Below are 18,790 nucleotides of genomic sequence, written 5' to 3' on the forward strand. Positions count from 1 at the left end.
CGATGGCGCGCGGCCGGCCGTTTTCCTCGCCGGGCACGGCATCTCCGGCCGCGCCTGGCCCCAAGCGGCAGGCGTGGGCGTCGCCACCCTGGCTGCAGCGCCGGCGCCCACCCCGGCAAGGCGTGGTAACGCTCGACCGCCGTCACCTGTACATCCTGCCCACCCGGGCTGGCCTGGGCTTCGCGGTCTTGCTGATGGCCATGCTGCTGACCTCGCTGAACTACAACATCAGCCTGGGCTTCGCCCTCACCTTCCTGCTCGGCGGCATCGGCATGGCCTGCATGTGGCACGCCTACCGCAACCTGCTCGACATGACGGTGGCCGGCGCCAGCGCGGTGCCAGCCTTTGCCGGCGAGCCGGCCGCTTTCAGCCTGCGCATTGCAGGCAGCGACGCGCCGGTGCGCATCGGCGTGGAGGCAAGCCTGCCGGCCCAGGCTGGCGCGCTACCTGCCCGCCTGAGCCTGGCACGGGATGCCTCCGGCCAGCTGACCTTGCACATGCCCACCAGCCAGCGCGGCTGGCTGGCGCTGCCGCGCGTCACGCTGTCGAGCCGTTTCCCGCTGGGCCTGTTCCGGGTGTGGAGCTATGCCGACCTGCCGCTGGCGGCGCTGGTCTACCCAAGGCCGGAACCTGGCGCGCCGCCGCTGCCATTTGCCGCGCAGCCCGACGACGATGGTGCAGCGTCCTTGCCCTCGGACGATGGCACGGATCATTTGCGGCGCTACCGCAGCGGCGATCCGTTGCGCCGCATCGCCTGGAAACATAGCGCGCGTACCGGCCGCTGGCTGAGCCGCACCGGCGAGGCCGGCAGCCTGCCAACCTGCTGGCTGGACTGGCAGGCCCTGCCACAACAGCTCGGCGTTGAGGCGCGGCTATCGCGCCTGTGCGCCTGGGTGGTGGCCGCGGGCGACACCATGGAAATCGGCCTGCGGCTGCCCGGGGTCGAGATCGCGCCCGGGCGCGGCGGCGCGCATCGCCGCGCCTGCCTCGAGGCCCTGGCCCTGTGGCCGGGACGCGCCGGTCAAGCCCCGCCGGAGCGCACACCGTGAAGCTGCCGCCGCGCCCCCTTGCGCACGAAGAGCATGGCCTGCTGCTGGGCCAGCTGGCATTGGTGCTGGCGCCGCAAGCGCGCAGCCTGCCGGTGACCATCAGCGTCTTGCTGGTCTTGCTGCTGGCGTGGCGCTGGCTGTTGTGGCACCAGCGCGCGCCGCTGCCCTCGCGCCTGATGCTCGGGATCATCGCGGGGCTGGTGATGCTGGTGGCCGCCGCACTGGTCTGGCAGGCCGGCGGCAACATGGGGCGCGACCTGTCGGTGGCGTTGCTGGGCGCCTTCGTCGTGCTCAAATTGCTGGAGTGCCGGGTGCTGGCCGATGCCACGCTGGTTACCCAGCTGTGCTTTTACCTGCTGCTAAGCCTGTACCTGTTCGACCAGCCGTTCTGGCTGGCCTTGTACAGCCTTGCCATTGCCGCCTGGCTGCTGCGCAACTGGCTCTTCCTGGGGCATCCCGAGGCACGGGGCTATCTTGCCGTGTGGCCGTTGCTCGGCCGCCTGACGCTGATCGGGCTGCCCTGGGCGCTGCTGCTCTTTGTCTTGTTTCCGCGCCTGGATCGTCCGCTGTGGCGGCTGCCGCAAGCCGAGGCCGTGGCCACTACCGGCATCAGCGACACCATGAGTCCGGGCAGCGTGAGCCGGCTCACCCAGTCGACCGAAGTCGCACTGCGCGCCGACGTGCAAGGCGGTCCGTTGCTGGCCAGCGCCCTGTACTGGCGCGCGCTGGTGCTGTGGCAATTCGATGGACAGACCTGGCGGCCATCGCCCTTGCGCCAGCGGCGCGCGCAGCCGGCGCCAGCCTTGCCGGCGGCCGATGACATGGCTGCGGATGCCGGGCCCGGCGAGACGGTTGGCGACGCCCCGGCCAACGGGATCGTCAACTACAGCATCACGCTGGAGCCCAACCAGCACGCGTGGCTGTTCCTGCTCGACCGTGGCCAGGCAATTGCCCCCGGCGCTGGCGCGGTGATCAATGCCGACGGCGAATTTTTTACGCGCGACCCGGTGGACCGGCGCCTGCGCTACCGCGCGCGTTCGGCTCCGGCTGCGCCGCAGCCGCTCGATCTGGCGACGCGAGAGCTGGCGCTGGCATTGCCGCCGGGCAACCCGCGCACGCGGGAGCTCGCAGCCGCGTGGGCGGAGCAATACCCGGATCCCGCCCAGCGCGCGCGGGCCGCGCTGCGGCTGTTTGCCGCCGCGCCGTTCAGCTACACGCTCTTGCCTTCGCCGCTTGGCCACGAGCAGGTCGACAGTTTCCTGTTCGACACGCGACGCGGTTTTTGCGAGCATTACGCCAGCAGCTTCGTGTTCCTGATGCGCGCAGCCGGTGTGCCGGCGCGCGTGGTCACCGGCTATCTCGGCGGCGAGTACAACCCCATCGGCGGCAACTACATCGTGCGGCAGGCCGACGCCCACGCATGGGCGGAAATCTGGCTCGAGGGACGCGGCTGGGTGCGCGTCGATCCCACCAGCGCGGTGGCGCCAAGCCGGGTCGAGCGCGGCATCGACGCCGCGCTGGAAGCCAGCGAGATCGAAGCGCTGCACGCGATGCGAGACCCGGGCTGGCTGCGGAACCTGCGCTGGGGCATGGACGGCATGGTCTACACCTGGCAGCGCTGGGTATTGCAATACGATCGCGGCCAGCAGGCCCGGCTGATGCAGCAACTCGGCATCGGCGACAGCGTGCCGCAGTTCCTGCTGGGCGGACTGGCGGCGCTGAGCCTGCTGGCGCTCGTGCCACTCGTGCTCAGGCGCCGCCGGATCGATCCGGTGCAAGCCGCCTACGCGCGCTTCTGCCACCAGCTGTCACGCCACGGTTGCGTGCGCGCACCGTCCGAAGGGCCCCAGGATTTTGCAGCGCGGGCCGCCCGCGCCCTCCCGGCTGCCGCGCTGGCAGTGCAGGACTTCAGCGATCGCTACACCAGGCTGCGCTACGGCCGCCTGGCGCCGGTGCAGCGCTCGGCCGAGCTTGCCGAGCTGCGCCAGGCGCTGCGGCGGCTTTGCCGTCACCTCGCTCGCCGAACATAACGAGCGCCGGGAGGCATCGGTACTCCGATTTGTTTCAGATGATATAATTACATTTGTAATTAAATTGCCGGACCGGCTCCGTTGCTCCGGCATCACCTGACACCCCGCCATGTCCTTCGAAGACCGCATTGACCGCTTCTGCGCGGGCCATCCGGAAGCGCCGCGCGACCTGATCCTGGCTTCCCGGCTGCTCATGCGCACCGCACGCCTGCTACGCAGTCACATCGATCGCGCGCTGGCGCCCTTCGAGCTGGACCTGCAGCAATACCTCGCCATCAGCCTGCTCGCCACCGACGACAACCAGCCCAGCCTGCCGTCCGAGCTCGGCATCACGCTCGACGCCACGCGCACGCAGATGACCCGGCTGATGGACGGCCTCGAAGCGCGCGGCCTGGTGCGCCGGCACGCTTCGGCGCAGGACCGCCGCAGCACCGAGCTCGTACTGACAGCCGCCGGCCACCGCATGCTGGAGCGTGCCGCCCCAGCCGTGCATGCGGCCTACGCCGAGGCCTGGGGGCCGGTCGGCGAAAGCGGTCTGGCCGCTGCCACGCGCGCGCTCAACCGGATGCACCAGAACCTGCTGACGCTGGAACCATGAAAACCGTGTCTGCCTTACGGCCGCTGCGGCTCGGGCTGCGGTGGCTGCGCCTGCTCAGCCACCAGCAGCGCCAGACCCTGGTGATGCTGCTGCTCGCGCTGGCTACCTCGGTGGAGTTCCTCGAGAACATCATGTTCGTGTTCGCGTCGAGCCATATCGTTGGCGGCATCGATGCCGATCCGCGCAGCTTCGCCCTGGTCCAGGCCGCGTACGCGGTGGGCAGCATGTTGATGATCCTCAAGCAGCAATGGCTGGCGCAGCGCTTTGGCTATCGCTACTACCTCACCGGCGCGCTGTTGATCTTCATGGCGGGCACGCTGGCAGCGGCCACCAGCCATTCGCTGCCACAGCTGGTGGGCGCGCGCTTTGTGCAGGGCGTCGGCGGCGGGGCGCTGTTTACCAGCTGCCGCATTCTGGTCAATGTGATGTTTGCGCCGGCCGACCGCCCGCGTGCTTCGCGCATCTTCATGCTGGGGATCTTTGCCGCCTCCGCGCTGGCGCCCGCCATGGCAGCCGAGCTGATCGAGCGCGGCGTGTGGCAGGACGTGTTCTACGGCGTGCTGCCCTTCGCCGCGCTGGCAGCGCTGGGGGCGTGGCTGCTGCTGCCGGACGCCGAGCCGCGCGAGGACGATCCCGGCCCCGCGCTGGGCCCCCTGCTGCTATTTGGCGCGGCGGTGGTGACCCTGCAGGCCGCCATGACGCAGGCGCGCTTCGATATCTTCTCGCACCCGCTGCGGCTGGCGCTGATCTGCGTGGCGGGTGTCGGACTGCTGATGGGGTTTCTCTGGCAGCAATGGCATCACAGCACGCCTGTGCTCCATCTGCGCGCGCTGCGCAATCCGGTCTACCTGACCGGGCTGGCCATGTATTTTGTTTACTACCTGATCAGCAACCTGAGCGGCTACGTGTTCCCGATCTACGCCGAGCAGGCGCTCGGGCTGCCGCTGGCGACTACCGGCTGGCTCGACACCTTCGCCGCCACGGTCAGCCTGGCCGGGATCTTCGTCTACCTGCGCCTGGCCCCAAAACTGCCGCACAAGAAACCGCTGATGGCAAGCGGCCTGCTTCTGATGGCCGGAGCCACGTGGTGGTTTTCGTCGATGCCGCCCAACGCCGGCCCGTCGGCGCTGGCGTGGGGACTGGTGGGCAAGGGCCTGTTTGGCGTGATGGTCATCATCCCCATTGCCGGCCTCACCTTCCGTTCGCTGGCCGGCGACGATTTCGCCCACGGCTACCGCAGCAAGAACCTGCTGCGCCAGATCGCCGCGTCCTTCGCGTCCGCACTTGGCGCCGTGCTTTTGCAGAACCGTCAGTTCGCGGTACACACGAGCCTGACCGGCGCCCTCGGCCAGCACACGGCACAGACGCAGCAGTGGATGGCGATGGCCCAGGCAGCCTTGGGCGCGCGTGGGCTGGATCCGGGCCATGCCTATCAGGCCGCGCTGGCGCAGCTTGCCGGCCTGGTCGATACGCAGGCCAGGTTGATTGCCTGCGAGGATCTGTATCGGCTGATCGCGGCGCTTGCCCTGATGGCTGCTGTCTTTATGCTGGTGCAACGCCGTCTCGATTGAGGCGCGCTTGCTGCAAGACTGGGAGTTGGATGCCGGGGCGCGAGCAGATCTGTCTGCCGCACAGGCTACGCGGTGTCGGCCCGAGGGGCTGGAGCAGCGCGTTGGATCTATCTGGTAAATCTGGCTGAATCTGGCTGGCATGCCGGAGCGGATCGCTCCGGGGCGTCGCGGCGCGGGACGCGCGCGGCTGTCGCTTTCCGGGAAAGCGTCGGGTCGGCTAGTTAATCGGCTCTAGTCAGAACAGAGCGAGCTGGCGCATGCCAAAGCCGATGGTTTCTTCCACGCGCATGCGGGCGTGAGCGAGCGAGCCCTCCGCACCGGAGTAATTGCCTGCGGCCCAGTGATAGACCACCGGCATGTCGCCGCGATCGGACAGGCGAACTTCGCCCAGTTTCTCGCCGCGCTCATTGCGGTAGAAATGCGAACGGTAGCCACGCTCCCAGTGCGGGGCTTCGGCTTTCTTGCGTCGGCGCGGGGTGGGCGAGGCTTGCGGCAGGCGCCGCGCTCTCTCGGTACCCGTGGTCGCGGACGCGCGGGTGAAATCCAACTGCATAGACTTCCTTGTGTCATCGAGTCTGCAGGACAATTTCGCATTAATGGCCCGGGATGGTCAAGGCCGTTGCCGCGTGTCCTGCTTCGCAGTCGAGATGATACCTGTTACCGCGCGTTCTGGCAGCCCTATTGCACCGGAATTCGGCGTCCACTAAGGCTTGGCGGGCCGACACGTATACCTTCGCGCCGACCCGTCCGCCATTTATGCGGAGGTTAACTCGGGGTTAACTTCGCGGTTAACTCGCTGGCTAACTCCGTGGCCGGCTTTGCAGTTAACCCAGGTCCAGAGGGATAAAGATACGGGCGTCGTCGCGTTGCACCAGCAGTGCAACCTGCTTGCCGGACTTCGCTACCAGGGCCCGCAACTGCTCCGCGGAGCCGATCGGCGTGCCGTTGATGGACAGGATGACGTCACCAGGCTGGATGCCCACCTTGGCCGCCGGGCCTGCGACATCTTCGACCACCAGCCCGCCGTCTATCCCGCTGTCGCGTTTCTCGGTCGGGCTCAGCGGGCGGACCGCCAGGCCAAGCTTGCCGCCGGCGTCATTGGCGGGGGTCTTGCCGGCAACTGCCGCATCCTTGGCCGTGCCGACCTTCACCGTCAGGGTCAGCGGCTCTCCCTTGCGGATCACCTTCAGCGAAGTCTGCGTGCCCGGCGCGAGGTCGGCCACATGCTCAGGCAAGTCTCCGGAATGGTCGATCACGTCGTTGCCGAGCTGCACGATCACGTCGCCCGGCTTGAGGCCAGCCTTGGCGGCCGGGCTGTCCGGCTCCACCGAGTTGACCAGCGCCCCGCTAGGCTTGGGCAGCCCGAACGATTGCGCCAGGGCCTGGTTGACCTCCTGCACGCCGATGCCCAGACGACCGCGGGTGACCTTGCCGTGCGCCACCAGCTGCGCCTGCACCTTGGTGGCTACGTCGATGGGAATCGAGAACGACAACCCCTGGTAACCGCCGGTCTGGCTGTAGATCTGCGAATTGATACCGATTACTTCGCCCCGCTGATTGAACAGGGGGCCGCCAGAGTTGCCGGGATTAACGGCCACATCGGTCTGGATGAATGGCACATAGGTGTCATCGGGCAAGGAGCGCGATTTCGCACTGACGATGCCGCCGGTGACCGTATTCTCGAAACCGTAAGGCGAGCCGATGGCCAGCACCGGCTCACCCACGCGTACGCGTGAGGGGTCGCCCAGGCGCACGGTCGGCAGATCCCTGGCGTCGATCTTGATCACCGCAACGTCCGTTTGCGCATCCGCGCCCAGCACCTTGGCCTTGAATTCGCGGCGGTCGGTCAGTTTGACCGTCACCTCCTGCGCGCCATCCACCACGTGCGCATTGGTCAGGATCAGGCCATCGGGGCTGACGATAAAGCCCGAGCCGAGGCCACGCACAAGTTGCTGCTGGCCATTCTGCGGCCCTTGGAACTGCGGGCCGAAGCGCTTGAAAAACTGGAAAAGGGGATCGTCCGGGTCCATGCCCTGCTGCACCTGTGCCGAAGTACGCTGGGCGCGCGCGGTAACACTGATATTGACCACTGCCGGACCGTACTGGTCGACAATGCTCGAGAAGTCGGTGGGCGCGGCAACGGCCAGGGGCTGGGCCGAGGCCGTTGCAGGCGCCTGAGCGGCATATCCAGGCGTGATGACTTCCTTCTGCAGATAGGTATACCCCCCGGCAAGAGCGGCCAGGGCAGCAATACCAATGGCTGAGCGTGCAAGCGTCTGGCGAATCATGGCGTTTTTCCTTTCTTGGCTACCTCAGGCGTCCGGACTATCTGGACGCGACAGGACCATCCTAAAGGCCGATCCTTAAACCAGACTTAAGGAAGCGTAGAAGGCACTGTCGGAATCAAGAAGGGTGCCACCGATGCGGAGGCATTCAAGGTGCGAGGGTAATGTTCAAGCAAGATCGGCGGCTGACGCATCCTGCATCTCTGTCGCCAATTGCACGCAAAAACTCCGCTTCTGCGCGGAAGTCAGCCGCTTCGCCGCCGCTTCGGCCTTTGAGGCTTCCGAGCGATTGTCGAAGCGCTGCCAGCCCAGGATCCTGATGGGCTTGCGCGATCGCGTATATTTAGCGCCCGTTCCTGCCAGATGCTGGGCGAAGCGCCGCTCCACATCCGTGGTGATACCGGTGTAGATCGTGTTGCCCTCGCATTCGAGCAGGTAAAGAAACCACGGTGCTTCGCCGTCGGCTGGCATTCGAAATGAACTAAAAAAAAGGGGCGGGGCGAGATGGCCGGAACAGCAATTATGCTTGCTGCCATGACTTTCGATCGCTATTTCGATCGCACAAAAGCAAAACCCCCCAGTACTTTCGTACTGGGGGGTTTCAAGGGAGAGCCTGGCGATTACCTACTTTCACACGGGTATCCGCACTATCATCGGCGTGGAGTCGTTTCACGGTCCTGTTCGGGATGGGAAGGGGTGGTTCCAACTCGCTATGGTCACCAGGCATAAACGGTGGCCGCGCTGAGGGTTGCTCAACGCAGCGAATAGGGATGTAGTAAGGGGTTGTGCGTATCGGCCAAGCTGCTGCGCAGCGGCACGCGACACTCACACCAGGTAGAAACACACTGGTTATAGGATCAAGCCTTACGGGCAATTAGTACTGGTTAGCTTAACGCATTACTGCGCTTCCACACCCAGCCTATCAACGTCCTGGTCTCGAACGACCCTTCAAGGAGCTCAAGGCTCCAGGGAATCCTCATCTTCAGGCGAGTTTCCCGCTTAGATGCTTTCAGCGGTTATCTCTTCCGTACATAGCTACCCTGCGATGCCTCTGGCGAGACAACAGGTACACCAGCGGTACGTCCACTCCGGTCCTCTCGTACTAGGAGCAGCCCCCGTCAAGATTCCAACGCCCACGGCAGATAGGGACCAAACTGTCTCACGACGTTTTAAACCCAGCTCACGTACCTCTTTAAATGGCGAACAGCCATACCCTTGGGACCGGCTACAGCCCCAGGATGAGATGAGCCGACATCGAGGTGCCAAACACCGCCGTCGATATGAACTCTTGGGCGGTATCAGCCTGTTATCCCCAGAGTACCTTTTATCCGTTGAGCGATGGCCCTTCCATTCAGAACCACCGGATCACTATGTCCTGCTTTCGCACCTGCTCGACTTGTCGGTCTCGCAGTTAAGCACGCTTTTGCCATTGCACTTTAGGTACGATGTCCGACCGTACCAAGCGTACCTTCGAACTCCTCCGTTACACTTTGGGAGGAGACCGCCCCAGTCAAACTGCCTACCATGCACTGTCCCCGATCCGGATTCACGGACCAAGGTTAGAACCTCAAACAAACCAGGGTGGTATTTCAAGGACGGCTCCACGCAGACTAGCGTCCACGCTTCAAAGCCTCCCACCTATCCTACACAGATCGGTTCAAAGTCCAATGCAAAGCTACAGTAAAGGTTCATGGGGTCTTTCCGTCTAGCCGCGGGGAGATTGCATCATCACAAACACTTCAACTTCGCTGAGTCTCGGGAGGAGACAGTGTGGCCATCGTTACGCCATTCGTGCAGGTCGGAACTTACCCGACAAGGAATTTCGCTACCTTAGGACCGTTATAGTTACGGCCGCCGTTTACCGGGACTTCAATCAAGAGCTTGCACCCCATCATTTAATCTTCCGGCACCGGGCAGGCGTCACACCCTATACGTCCACTTTCGTGTTTGCAGAGTGCTGTGTTTTTATTAAACAGTCGCAGCCACCATTTTATTGCAACCCCTTCACCCTCCTGGCGCAGGCCAGTCAAGCTACAAGGGCGTACCTTATCCCGAAGTTACGGTACCAATTTGCCGAGTTCCTTCTCCCGAGTTCTCTCAAGCGCCTTAGAATACTCATCTCGCCCACCTGTGTCGGTTTGCGGTACGGTCTCGTATGACTGAAGCTTAGAGGCTTTTCTTGGAACCACTTCCAATTGCTTCGCAGCACTAGGCCGCTCGCCCCACATCCTTGAATTCCGCGCCCGGATTTGCCTAAGCGCCTTCTCCAATGCAGGGACCGGGACTTCCAACACCCGGACAACCTTCCGCGATCCGTCCCCCCATCGCATCATACGACGGTGCAGGAATATTAACCTGCTTCCCATCAGCTACGCATCTCTGCCTCGCCTTAGGGGCCGACTCACCCTACGCCGATGAACGTTGCGTAGGAAACCTTGGGCTTACGGCGAGGGGGCTTTTCACCCCCTTTATCGCTACTCATGTCAGCATTCGCACTTCTGATACCTCCAGCATCCTTTACAAGACACCTTCACAGGCTTACAGAACGCTCTCCTACCATGCACTTACGTGCATCCGCAGCTTCGGTGACTGGCTTAGCCCCGTTACATCTTCCGCGCAGGACGACTCGATCAGTGAGCTATTACGCTTTCTTTAAAGGATGGCTGCTTCTAAGCCAACCTCCTGACTGTTTTAGCCTTCCCACTTCGTTTCCCACTTAGCCAATCTTAGGGACCTTAGCTGGCGGTCTGGGTTGTTTCCCTCTTGACACCGGACGTTAGCACCCGATGTCTGTCTCCCGTGATTGCACTCTTCGGTATTCGGAGTTTGCTATGGCGGGGTAATCAGCAATAGACCCCCCAACCATGACAGTGCTCTACCCCCGAAGGTGAGACACGAGGCACTACCTAAATAGTTTTCGGAGAGAACCAGCTATTTCCAGACTTGTTTAGCCTTTCACCCCTATCCACAGCTCATCCCCTAACTTTTCAACGTTAGTGGGTTCGGTCCTCCAGTACGTGTTACCGCACCTTCAACCTGGCCATGGATAGATCGTCTGGTTTCGGGTCTACACCCAGCGACTGAACGCCCTATTCGGACTCGCTTTCGCTACGCCTTCCCTAATCGGTTAAGCTTGCCACTGAATGTAAGTCGCTGACCCATTATACAAAAGGTACGCCGTCACCCGTTTCCAGGCTCCGACTGTTTGTATGCATGCGGTTTCAGGATCTATTTCACTCCCCTCCCGGGGTTCTTTTCGCCTTTCCCTCACGGTACTGGTTCACTATCGGTCGATCACGAGTATTTAGCCTTGGAGGATGGTCCCCCCATCTTCAGACAGGATTTCACGTGTCCCGCCCTACTTGTCGTACACCTAGTTCCACAACGCTGTTTTCGCATACAGGGCTATCACCTGCTATGGCCGGGCTTTCCATCCCGTTCTGCTAACAATGCTGCTAAAGAGTACAAGGCTCTTCCCATTTCGTTCGCCACTACTCTGGGAATCTCGGTTGATTTCTGTTCCTGCAGCTACTTAGATGTTTCAGTTCGCCGCGTTCGCTTCCCTGACCTATGTATTCAGTCAGGGATGACCCATAAGGGCCGGGTTTCCCCATTCGGACATCTCCGGATCAAAGCTTGTTTGCCAGCTCCCCGAAGCTTTTCGCAGGCTACCGCGTCCTTCATCGCCTGTGATCGCCAAGGCATCCACCACATGCACTTGTTCGCTTGACCCTATAACGAGTGTGTCTCAAACTTGCGTTCAAGCCGTGCTCGCTACAGGATGAGTTCTCGCATTTGTGCCGTATTCCAAGTCATCTTTCGATCACTTAAATACATTTCGGTTGATACAATCACAACCCGGTATCGTGTTTTACTACAGCGTCTCATCAACGCTCACGACACCTTTACTACATCCCATATTGTTAAAGAACAGCCGTGCGAAACTTCGTCTCGCAACGTCTTGGCCAAGGCCAAAGGCAAACGCTCAATCCTAAGCGCTTGCCTTTGACGACCAATCCAAGGTACCAGGTAATTGGTGGAGGATGACGGGATCGAACCGACGACCCCCTGCTTGCAAAGCAGGTGCTCTCCCAGCTGAGCTAATCCCCCAAATACTACTGACGCCGGAAGCTCAACATCGAACCACCGTCTATAACTTGGTGGGTCTGGTAGGACTTGAACCTACGACCCCCGCCTTATCAAGACGGTGCTCTAACCACCTGAGCTACAGACCCTTGGCTGTAACAGCAAACAAACCGATAAGTGTGAACGCTCGACTTAAGATGCACGCTCTTGAAAGGAGGTGATCCAGCCGCACCTTCCGATACGGCTACCTTGTTACGACTTCACCCCAGTCATGAACCCTGCCGTGGTAATCGCCCCCCTTGCGGTTAGGCTAACTACTTCTGGCAAAACCCACTCCCATGGTGTGACGGGCGGTGTGTACAAGACCCGGGAACGTATTCACCGCGGCATGCTGATCCGCGATTACTAGCGATTCCAGCTTCACGTAGTCGAGTTGCAGACTACGATCCGGACTACGATGCGTTTTCTGGGATTAGCTCCCCCTCGCGGGTTGGCAACCCTCTGTACGCACCATTGTATGACGTGTGAAGCCCTACCCATAAGGGCCATGAGGACTTGACGTCATCCCCACCTTCCTCCGGTTTGTCACCGGCAGTCTCTCTAGAGTGCTCTTGCGTAGCAACTAAAGACAAGGGTTGCGCTCGTTGCGGGACTTAACCCAACATCTCACGACACGAGCTGACGACAGCCATGCAGCACCTGTGTCCACTTTCTCTTTCGAGCACCTAATGCATCTCTGCTTCGTTAGTGGCATGTCAAGGGTAGGTAAGGTTTTTCGCGTTGCATCGAATTAATCCACATCATCCACCGCTTGTGCGGGTCCCCGTCAATTCCTTTGAGTTTTAATCTTGCGACCGTACTCCCCAGGCGGTCAACTTCACGCGTTAGCTACGTTACTGAAGAAATGAATCCCCAACAACTAGTTGACATCGTTTAGGGCGTGGACTACCAGGGTATCTAATCCTGTTTGCTCCCCACGCTTTCGTGCATGAGCGTCAGTGACGTCCCAGGGGGCTGCCTTCGCCATCGGTATTCCTCCACATCTCTACGCATTTCACTGCTACACGTGGAATTCTACCCCCCTCTGACATACTCTAGCCTTGCAGTCACAAGCGCCATTCCCAAGTTGAGCTCGGGGATTTCACGCCTGTCTTACAAAACCGCCTGCGCACGCTTTACGCCCAGTAATTCCGATTAACGCTCGCACCCTACGTATTACCGCGGCTGCTGGCACGTAGTTAGCCGGTGCTTATTCTTCCGGTACCGTCATCCCCCCGCTGTATTAGAGCAAGGGATTTCTTTCCGGACAAAAGTGCTTTACAACCCGAAGGCCTTCTTCACACACGCGGCATTGCTGGATCAGGGTTGCCCCCATTGTCCAAAATTCCCCACTGCTGCCTCCCGTAGGAGTCTGGGCCGTGTCTCAGTCCCAGTGTGGCTGATCGTCCTCTCAGACCAGCTACTGATCGTCGCCTTGGTGGGCCTTTACCCCACCAACTAGCTAATCAGACATCGGCCGCTCCTATCGCGCGAGGCCTTACGGTCCCCCGCTTTCACCCTCAGGTCGTATGCGGTATTAGCTAATCTTTCGACTAGTTATCCCCCACGACAGGGCACGTTCCGATGTATTACTCACCCGTTCGCCACTCGCCACCAGGATTGCTCCCGTGCTGCCGTTCGACTTGCATGTGTAAGGCATGCCGCCAGCGTTCAATCTGAGCCAGGATCAAACTCTTCAGTTTAATACCTGTGTGGTTCCGAAGAACCTCGCTCTTTCGAGCGGTCGCTCACTCTCAGAAAACTGACTGGTTACATCCGAAGACATAACCAACATGTTTTACTGTGCGAGCACTTTATAACTTGTAAGCTAAAAGACCGAAGTCTTCCGCATCCGCTATCAAGCGCCCACACTTATCGGTTGTTTGTTTGTTAAAGAACTGGCCGCGGTTCGCTTTGCTTACCGCGTCGCTGCGTTTGCTGCAGCAGAGAAACGAGATTATGAAGCGCGATCATCGTTTCGTCAACAGGTTTTTTTACTTCAGTTCGCTGCGCTGTTTGCGCCGCCAACCATCCCGCCAACCCCGCAACCCTTGTCCCGTCTGCTTTGCAGCGGCGTTTCGTGTTGCGAGGGGGCGAATCATAGGGGACCCCCTCGGCCTTGGCAAGCGTTTTCTTGAATTTCTTCGGAACGGTCTGTGACACGGTGATGAAGCGGGCTTCCGTGCCTTGGCGCAGGGTCGGGCAGCGGCTACTCCTATCTATTAGAATCAACGGATGCCTGACCTTCCTATCTACCAGCCATCGCACCAGCCGGCGGATGCGCCCCGGCATCTGGATGCACAGGCGCTGGCAGCTGCACTTTCACGTCCGATTGTCTTTGTCGACCTGGAAACGACGGGTGCCGACGGCACCCGCGACCGTATTACCGAGATTGGCGTCGTGGAAGTGGGACCGGATGGTATTGTCGAATGGGACACCCTGATAGACCCGGGCATTGGCATCCCGCCCTTTATCCAGCAGCTGACCGGCATCACCGACGACATGGTGCGCGGTCGGCCAAGCTTTGAGTCATTGGCGGAAACGCTCGCGGAGCGGCTGCAAGGCAAGCTCTTCGTGGCGCACAACGCACGTTTCGACTATGGCTTCCTCAAGAATGAGTTTCGCCGCGTCGGTGTCACCTTTCGCGCCGATGTCCTGTGCACGTTACGGCTATCGCGCTCGCTGTTTCCCTCGGCGGCGCGCCACGGGCTGGATGCGCTGATCGCCCGGTTCGAGTTGCAGCCCAAAGGCCGGCACCGGGCTCTCGCCGATGCCGAGCTGTTGTGGCAATTCTGGCAGAAGGTCCACGAGCTCTACACGATGGACCTGGTCGAATCCGCAGTGCAGTCGCTGATCAAGCGGGCGAGCCTGCCCGCCGGGCTCGAAGAAACCGCGCTGGACGACGTTCCCGACACCCCGGGCGTCTATCTCTTTTATGGCGACCAGGACATGCCTCTCTACATAGGGAAGAGCATCCACCTGCGCCAACGCATTGGCGCGCATTTCTCCGGTGATCATCGTGCTGCCCTGGAAATGCGGCTGGCGCGCGCGGTGCGCCGCGTCGAATGGCGCGAGACCGGCGGTGAGGCCGGCGCGTTGCTGCTGGAGGCGCACCTGATCAAGACGATGCAGCCGCTGCACAACCAGATGCTGCGCCGGAATGCCGGGCTCTACGCGTGGGAGCTGGCCCCCGGCCTGAGCGCGCCGATATTGCGCTCGGATCGCAACACCGATTTCAGCCGGCACCCTAACCTATATGGCGCCTTTCCCAGCCGGGCCAGCGCCCAGGCCCGGCTGGCCGAACTGGCCCAAACCCATCAACTCTGCCAGGTCGCCCTCGCCCTGGAGAAAACCGCGCGGCAAGGCCTGCCCTGCTTCGCGCATCAACTGCACCGCTGCCTGGGCGCGTGCACCGGCGAAGAGTCCCTCGCAACGCACCGCGAGCGGGCGGTCACTGCACTGGCCAGCCTGGCGATTCGGCCCTGGCCGTTCGCGGGTGCAGTGGCATGGCGCGAGCAGCACGGCGCCAAGGCGTGGTGGCATGTCCTGGAAGACTGGTGTTACCTGGGCTCGGTGGCCACGCTGGAGGAGGCACCGGGCTTGTTGTCCTCGCCTGCGCGCTTTGACCTGGACACCTATCAAATCCTGGCGCCACGGCTGCCGGCCTTGCTCGCCGCTGCCGTTCCACTGGAAGCGGTGCGGCGATTCGAGCTGCAACCACTGGCCGCGCCCCGGGCGGAAACACAGCCGCAGACTACATCGCCCCGGGCGGCGCCCCACCGGCGCAAGCTGCCAAGCCCAGACCAACAGACCTTGCCTTTCTTCGAGCGCTAGGCGGGGCGACGGCTGACCAGTCAGCCCATAGGTCACAAACGGTATACCAAAAACCCCATGAATCACGCACCGCCAAGGTGCGCGACGTCTCGCCACGCCTTCCCGCGAACCCCTCATTTGCGCCAAATTCTGCTGCATTGCACCAGAATTTGGCGAATTGCGGGCGTCCAAACATTTGCCTTGCTCTCGGCAATTTAATGAATATAGTATACCGACTTTGGAGGCAGCCCCGATTGCCGCCAACCCGGACGCCATAGCAGCGGCCCCCACAATACGGAGCGAATGCGTGACGCGGCAAGACATAGCAAGCACCGACACCCGGCCGCCAAAGGCGCGCTTCCTGCCAGTTTGGGAAGCCGCAGCGCTATTGGCCAAAGGCGACACCAGCGCGCAGGACCTGGTGAACTGGTGCGAGGCGGCCTATGCCGCCTCGCATCGGGAGATCAACGCCCTCATCCTGGCGGATTTCAGCGCCGCGCGCGCCGCGGCCGAGGCCAGCGACCAACGCCGGCGCCGTGGGGAGCCGCTTGGCTTGCTGGACGGCATTCCCTACTCCATCAAGGAATCCTTCGACGTGGCAGGCTGGCCCACCACGTGCGGCAACCCGGCGCAGCGCCACAACATTGCGATCAGCGACTCGGCCGTGGTCGAGCGCCTGCGCGCGGCCGGCGCGGTCCTGCTGGGCAAGACCAACGTGCCGATCGGGTTGCGCGACTGGCAAAGCTACAACGCCATCTACGGCACCACCCGCAACCCGCGCGACCCCGGCCGCACCCCGGGCGGTTCGTCCGGCGGCAGCGCCGCGGCGGTTTGCGCGGGCATGAGCTTCTTTGACGTGGGCTCCGATATCGGCTCGTCGCTGCGCAACCCGGCGCACTACTGCGGCGTGTTCTCGCACAAGAGCAGCCACGGACTGGTGCCGCTGCGCGGCCACGGCATCGGCCACGGCTACGGCGAGCAGGAGATCAATGTAGCCGGGCCGCTGGCGCGCAGCGCGCACGACCTGGAACTGCTGCTGCGGGCGCTGGCTGGCCCGGACGGCATTGAAGCGCAGGCCTATCGCCTGACGCTGCCGCCCTGCGACAAGCGCACGCTTGCCGACTTCCGCGTCGCCGTGCTGCCTAGCCATCCGCTGTGCGAGGCGGACGGGGAAGTCAGCGACGAAATCGAAAAACTCGGCCGCTGGCTGGAGGGACAGGGCGCCCAGGTTCGCTGGAACGCGCGCCCGGACTTCGATGCCTCGGCTCTCTGGCACACCTACGTGCTGATGCTGCGGGCTACCACGTCGATCCATATGGACGACGCTGGCTTCGATGCCGCGCTGGCCCGCGCCGCAGGCGCCGCGCCCGACGACCACAGCTACGCCACGCTGCAATTCACCGGCGCCGGCATCCGGCACCGGCAATGGCTGCAGTTGCAGCAAGCCCGGGCCACCTTCGCGCAGGCCTGGCAACGCTTTTTTGGCGAGGTCGACGTGTTGCTGTGCCCGGCAGCGGCCACTACCGCCTTTGTGCTGGATGAAGCCGGCGAGCCGTGGCAGCGCATGCTCCAGGTCAACGGCCGGGCGCAACCGCTCACCAGCCAGCTGTTCTGGGCCGGGCACTCCGGCCTGTGCGGCCTGCCCTCGACGGTGGCGCCGATCGGCCCGGGCCGCAGTGGCCTGCCGGTGGGCGTGCAGATCGTCGCCGGCAAGTTCGAGGACCTGACCACCTTGCGTTTTGCCCAGTTGCTGGAAGCAGCGGGTTTTGCCTTCCGGCCACCGCCGGCCTCGGCTCAGTCCCAGTCCCAGTCCTAGACCCAATCCCACACGGTATAACGCGCCCCTGCGCCCAAAAAAACCAGCGCACCGCCCCCGAAGCAACGACACGAAGGAGAGAGCATGTTCACGTGGTTCAAGGATTTATCGACAATGGAGCGCAAAGGCTTTTACGGCGCGTTCCTCGGTCATGCGGTCGACGTGTTCGACTTCATGATCTATTCCTTCCTGATTTCGACGTTGCTCACCCAGTGGGGCATGAGCAAATCGGCCGCCGGCGCCATCGTCACCTGGACCTTGGTGTCGTCACTGGTGGGCGCTATCGGCGCGGGCGTCCTGGCTGACCGCTATGGCCGGGTGCGCGTGTTGCGCTGGACCATCGTGGTGTTCGCCGTTGCCTGCTTCCTGTGCGGGCTGGCCAACACCCCCGAGCAACTGCTGGCCTTCCGCATGCTCCAGGGCCTGGGTTTCGGCGGCGAATCCTCGCTGTGCATGGTGCTGGTGACGGAAATGATCCGCAACCCGGCGCACCGCGGTAAATACTCCGGCTTCACCGCCAGCAGCTACTCCTTCGGCTGGGGCGCGGCGGCCGTTGCCTACGCCATCACCTTCAGCATCTTCCCGGCCGAAACCGCCTGGCGCGTCTGCTTTTTCATGGGCATCCTGCCAGCGCTGGTAGTGATCTACCTGCGCCGCAACCTGGAAGAGCCGGAAGTCTTCACCAAGAGCCAGGCCGAACGTGCCGCTGCTGGCGCCGGCAGCGGGCCCACCGCATGGCAGCAGCTGGCGCGGCTCGGCCGCAGGCCGCTGCTGGGCAAGACCGTACTGTGCAGCCTGCTGTCGGGTGGCATGCTGGGCGCCTACTATGCGATTGCCACCTGGCTGCCCACGTTCCTCAAGACCGAGCGCGGGCTGTCGGTGTTCGGCACCAGCTCCTACCTCGCGATGACGATCGCTGGCTCGCTGGTGGGCTACGTGGCCGGTGCCTATGCCACCGACCGCTGGGGCCGCCGCCAGACCTATATCGCCTTTGCCGCCGGCGCCTTTGTCATGGCGCTGGTCTATATGGTGATCCCGGTCTCCAACACGTCGATGCTGTTCCTGGGCTTCCCGCTGGGCGTGCTGATGCAGGGCGTGTTCGCCGGCATCGGCGCCACCATCTCGGAGTCTTATCCCAACGATATCCGCGCCACGGGCTATGGCGTCTCGTACAACGTCGGGCGCGTGATCGGCTCGCTGTTCCCGCTGACGGTGGGCTGGCTCAGCACCGGCCGCACCTCGCTGCCACTGGCCATCGCGATCGTGGCCGGGGTGGGCTACATGATGGTGATGGGCGCCGCCTTGCTGCTGCCGGAAACCAAGGGCATGGACCTGGGCCAGGCCGGTGGCGACGACAGCGCGCACGAGCCGTCCGGGGACGCCGACAAGACCGTGCTGGCGCCAACTGTGGGCAAGCCCGCATAAGGCGCCTGCGGCCGCTTGCAGCGAGGTGGGCGGCTAGGCTAGGCTGCACGGGAGGGGGCATGCCAGCTCCCCTGGAGC

General features: G+C 62.8%; 10 protein-coding genes, 2 tRNA genes and 3 rRNA genes. 7 read left to right on the forward strand and 8 right to left on the reverse strand.

Going from position 1 to position 18,790, the window contains the following annotated elements; all coding sequences use genetic code 11:
• Positions 1–2: 2 nt before the first annotated feature.
• The 4 genes from RR42_RS36140 to RR42_RS36155 all read left to right on the forward strand — a co-directional run bounded on the left by RR42_RS36140 (position 3) and on the right by RR42_RS36155 (position 5,248).
• Positions 3–1,049: a DUF58 domain-containing protein gene (locus RR42_RS36140; protein ID WP_043357118.1), complete on the forward strand. Its 1,047-nt coding sequence runs from the start codon at positions 3–5 to the stop codon at positions 1,047–1,049.
• Positions 1,046–3,079: a transglutaminase TgpA family protein gene (locus RR42_RS36145; RefSeq protein ID WP_043357120.1), complete on the forward strand. Its 2,034-nt coding sequence runs from the start codon at positions 1,046–1,048 to the stop codon at positions 3,077–3,079. Before RR42_RS36140 ends, RR42_RS36145 begins: the two co-directional genes overlap by 4 nt.
• A 109-nt stretch (positions 3,080–3,188) precedes the next feature.
• Positions 3,189–3,677 carry a MarR family winged helix-turn-helix transcriptional regulator gene (locus tag RR42_RS36150; protein ID WP_043357122.1) on the forward strand — a complete coding sequence of 163 codons (489 nt, stop codon included), beginning with the start codon at positions 3,189–3,191 and terminating at the stop codon, positions 3,675–3,677.
• Positions 3,674–5,248 carry an MFS transporter gene (locus RR42_RS36155; RefSeq protein ID WP_043357124.1) on the forward strand — a complete coding sequence of 525 codons (1,575 nt, stop codon included), beginning with the start codon at positions 3,674–3,676 and terminating at the stop codon, positions 5,246–5,248. The genes RR42_RS36150 and RR42_RS36155 overlap by 4 nt, the downstream gene beginning before the upstream one ends.
• 235 nt (positions 5,249–5,483) lie before the next feature.
• Here RR42_RS36155 and RR42_RS36160 read toward each other — a convergent pair whose 3' ends face one another.
• From RR42_RS36160 to RR42_RS36195, 8 genes are all read right to left on the reverse strand, one after another.
• Positions 5,484–5,801 (reverse strand): hypothetical protein, encoded by a 318-nt coding sequence (locus tag RR42_RS36160; protein WP_006164639.1) that lies wholly within the window; start codon positions 5,799–5,801, stop codon positions 5,484–5,486.
• A gap of 271 nt (positions 5,802–6,072) precedes the next feature.
• The gene (locus RR42_RS36165; protein ID WP_043357126.1) at positions 6,073–7,536 is read right to left on the reverse strand and encodes a DegQ family serine endoprotease; all 1,464 of its coding nucleotides are present in this window, start codon (positions 7,534–7,536) and stop codon (positions 6,073–6,075) included.
• A gap of 165 nt (positions 7,537–7,701) precedes the next feature.
• Positions 7,702–8,004 carry a GIY-YIG nuclease family protein gene (locus RR42_RS36170; protein WP_043357128.1) on the reverse strand — a complete coding sequence of 101 codons (303 nt, stop codon included), beginning with the start codon at positions 8,002–8,004 and terminating at the stop codon, positions 7,702–7,704.
• Positions 8,005–8,144: 140 nt separating this feature from the next.
• Positions 8,145–8,257, reverse strand: a 5S ribosomal RNA gene (gene rrf, locus RR42_RS36175).
• Between the two features lie 129 nt (positions 8,258–8,386).
• Positions 8,387–11,265 (reverse strand): 23S ribosomal RNA (locus RR42_RS36180).
• Between the two features lie 302 nt (positions 11,266–11,567).
• Positions 11,568–11,643: transfer RNA gene (locus tag RR42_RS36185), tRNA-Ala, on the reverse strand.
• Between the two features lie 48 nt (positions 11,644–11,691).
• A tRNA-Ile gene (locus RR42_RS36190) sits at positions 11,692–11,768 on the reverse strand.
• 61 nt (positions 11,769–11,829) lie between these two features.
• Positions 11,830–13,361 (reverse strand): 16S ribosomal RNA (locus RR42_RS36195).
• The 16S, 23S and 5S rRNA genes sit together here with 2 tRNA genes alongside, the layout of an rRNA operon.
• Before the next feature lie 532 nt (positions 13,362–13,893).
• Between RR42_RS36195 and RR42_RS36200 the strand changes: the two genes are divergently transcribed.
• The 3 genes from RR42_RS36200 (at position 13,894) to RR42_RS36210 (ending at position 18,712) form a co-directional block, all read left to right on the forward strand.
• Positions 13,894–15,492, forward strand: a complete 1,599-nt coding sequence (locus RR42_RS36200) for a 3'-5' exonuclease family protein (protein ID WP_043357130.1) — start codon at positions 13,894–13,896, stop codon at positions 15,490–15,492.
• Positions 15,493–15,778: 286 nt separating this feature from the next.
• A complete protein-coding gene (locus RR42_RS36205) occupies positions 15,779–17,287 on the forward strand; it encodes an amidase (protein WP_043357131.1) in 1,509 nt (502 codons plus the stop codon).
• Between the two features lie 84 nt (positions 17,288–17,371).
• Positions 17,372–18,712 (forward strand): MFS transporter, encoded by a 1,341-nt coding sequence (locus RR42_RS36210; protein WP_043357133.1) that lies wholly within the window; start codon positions 17,372–17,374, stop codon positions 18,710–18,712.
• The last annotated feature ends 78 nt before the right edge of the window (positions 18,713–18,790 follow it).

Origin of the sequence: Cupriavidus basilensis (assembly GCF_000832305.1) — a bacterium.
GTDB classification, from domain to species: Bacteria; Pseudomonadota; Gammaproteobacteria; order Burkholderiales; family Burkholderiaceae; genus Cupriavidus; species Cupriavidus basilensis_F.

What these genes read in the sequence shown, in the direction of transcription:
- RR42_RS36150 (WP_043357122.1), top strand. Translation starts at nt 3,189, where the DNA reads ATGTCCTTCGAAGACCGCATTGACCGCTTCTGCGCGGGCCATCCGGAA.
- RR42_RS36140 (WP_043357118.1), top strand. Translation starts at nt 3, where the DNA reads ATGGCGCGCGGCCGGCCGTTTTCCTCGCCGGGCACGGCATCTCCGGCC.
- RR42_RS36200 (WP_043357130.1), top strand. Translation starts at nt 13,894, where the DNA reads ATGCCTGACCTTCCTATCTACCAGCCATCGCACCAGCCGGCGGATGCG.
- RR42_RS36155 (WP_043357124.1), top strand. Translation starts at nt 3,674, where the DNA reads ATGAAAACCGTGTCTGCCTTACGGCCGCTGCGGCTCGGGCTGCGGTGG.
- RR42_RS36160 (WP_006164639.1), bottom strand. Translation starts at nt 5,801, where the DNA reads ATGCAGTTGGATTTCACCCGCGCGTCCGCGACCACGGGTACCGAGAGA.
- RR42_RS36210 (WP_043357133.1), top strand. Translation starts at nt 17,372, where the DNA reads ATGTTCACGTGGTTCAAGGATTTATCGACAATGGAGCGCAAAGGCTTT.
- RR42_RS36170 (WP_043357128.1), bottom strand. Translation starts at nt 8,004, where the DNA reads ATGCCAGCCGACGGCGAAGCACCGTGGTTTCTTTACCTGCTCGAATGC.
- RR42_RS36165 (WP_043357126.1), bottom strand. Translation starts at nt 7,536, where the DNA reads ATGATTCGCCAGACGCTTGCACGCTCAGCCATTGGTATTGCTGCCCTG.